Below are 1,717 nucleotides of genomic sequence, written 5' to 3' on the forward strand. Positions count from 1 at the left end.
GAGGAATGCCCGTAAATTTAGGACCTTCATGCCTCGCTGGGTAGATTTGACGAGATGATCTCGATGTTGTAGCTCACGACCACGGAAAGCTCCGAACGCCGCTTCGCGATACGGCGGGGACTACTTCGGCCACGACCGATCCGGTTACGGGGACGAGCAGAGATGTCCTCGATCAGAACCGCCACCGGGTCCCGGCCACCGTCGCCGGGACGCCGGCCGCAATGCCCGCACCCGGCGTCGCCGCCCACCAAAGTCCGGACCGACCTCACCACCGCGATGAAACAGATCTCGTCGGGATCGACCCCGTCCAGGGCCGCCGCCCGCACCGCCAGATCACACAACGCGTTGTAGACGGTCAGGAAACCCCAGATCTCCTGGCGGGCCAGAGCCGGGCTGCGCCCGCGCAGCGCCACCCCGCTCCCACGCAGACTCGCCTTGATCCGCAGGTAGGCCACCTCGATCTGCCACCGTTCGGCATACACCCGCGCGAGCCGGGCCGCCGGATGGGACACCGGGTCCAGCAACGTGGTGAGCAACCGTACCCGGCTGGTCCGCCGCACCCCCAGGGCATCGGCGACGGCCAGGTCGAACTCCACCAGGCGCGCGATCGACGGGGGCAGGGGCGGCAGATCCCGGTCCCCGGCCAAAGTCCTGCGCCGGCACAGCATGCTGCGGGACTCGCGCAGCCGAACCAGGCACGACCCGTCGGACAGCCTCCGTGTGATCTTCACCGGCAGGGACCTGGCGCCGTTCTTCACCCGCCACAGCAGCTCGGCGCCGGCGGCGCCGAAGGCCGTCCACCGGCCCATGGAGAAGAACCCGCGGTCGGCCAGAAGCAGCATGCCCGGCCCGGCCGCCCCCGCCAGCTCGTCCAGCAGGGCCTGCTCGCCGACCGCGGCCGACCCGACCGCGGCCGCACGGACGCGGCGTGTCCCGCAGGAGACCAGGGCGACCATCCGCGCCTGCGGGCGGGAGCCGCCCGGCGGGACGGGGTGCCCGGCCCGGATCGCCGGGGTGGAGGCCAGGTCCCACACGGTGCCGTCCACCGCGGTCACCTCCAGGCCGAACGCCGCCGTTCCCGGCACCGGGCCGGGAACGGGGGCGGCGGCGGTGATCTCGAACAGCGCCCGCATCGGCTCCTCGCCGAGCCGGGCCCTGGCCTGGGACAACGCCGGCCCGGTCGGGGTTTTGGCGCCGGGCGGGCGCGGGGCCGCCACCGCCGGGACGACCCGGGCGAGCACCGAGTCGTATCCCTCTCCGCCGTACAGGCACAGTGCCAGGATCGTCAGGGCGGTCACCTCGCCGACCAGTGTCTGGCGGCGGACCTCCGCGTGCCCGGCCTGTGTCAGTGCCTGCCGTACCGTGCCGGCGCCGATCAGGGTTTCCAGGATCGACGCGCGCACGGTCCGGGTGAGTGCCGTGGCCGGTCCCGGGCCCGCCGCCACCGCCTGGCGGATCCGTTCCCGCTCGTCGTGGCCCGCCACCGCCCGGCCGGGGGGTGCGGCGGGGAATCCGGTGATGGACGGCCTGGTCTGCGGCGTGGCAAACTGCGTCGGCAAGCGGGGCTCCCGGTCGGAGGATGGGCTCTTTGTGGTGAAGAAACCATCCGCCTGGGGGCTTCGCTTTTTTGGTGTCTACGTCAGATGGTGATCCATCTGTGACCGGACGCAGGAAACCGGACAGGTTGCCCCGAAAGTTGCTAAATTTCAGGGCATTA

1 protein-coding gene is annotated in these 1,717 nt (G+C 71.5%); it reads right to left on the minus strand.

Features of this window, described 5'->3' with window-relative positions:
• Positions 1–26: 26 nt before the first annotated feature.
• The gene (locus tag RUR_RS06665) at positions 27–1,559 is read right to left on the minus strand and encodes an IS4 family transposase (protein ID WP_283134027.1); all 1,533 of its coding nucleotides are present in this window, start codon (positions 1,557–1,559) and stop codon (positions 27–29) included.
• Between the last annotated feature and the right edge of the window lie 158 nt (positions 1,560–1,717).

The sequence above is a fragment of the Rhizohabitans arisaemae genome, assembly GCF_025996515.1.
In the GTDB taxonomy this organism is placed as follows: domain Bacteria; phylum Actinomycetota; class Actinomycetes; order Streptosporangiales; family Streptosporangiaceae; genus Rhizohabitans; species Rhizohabitans arisaemae.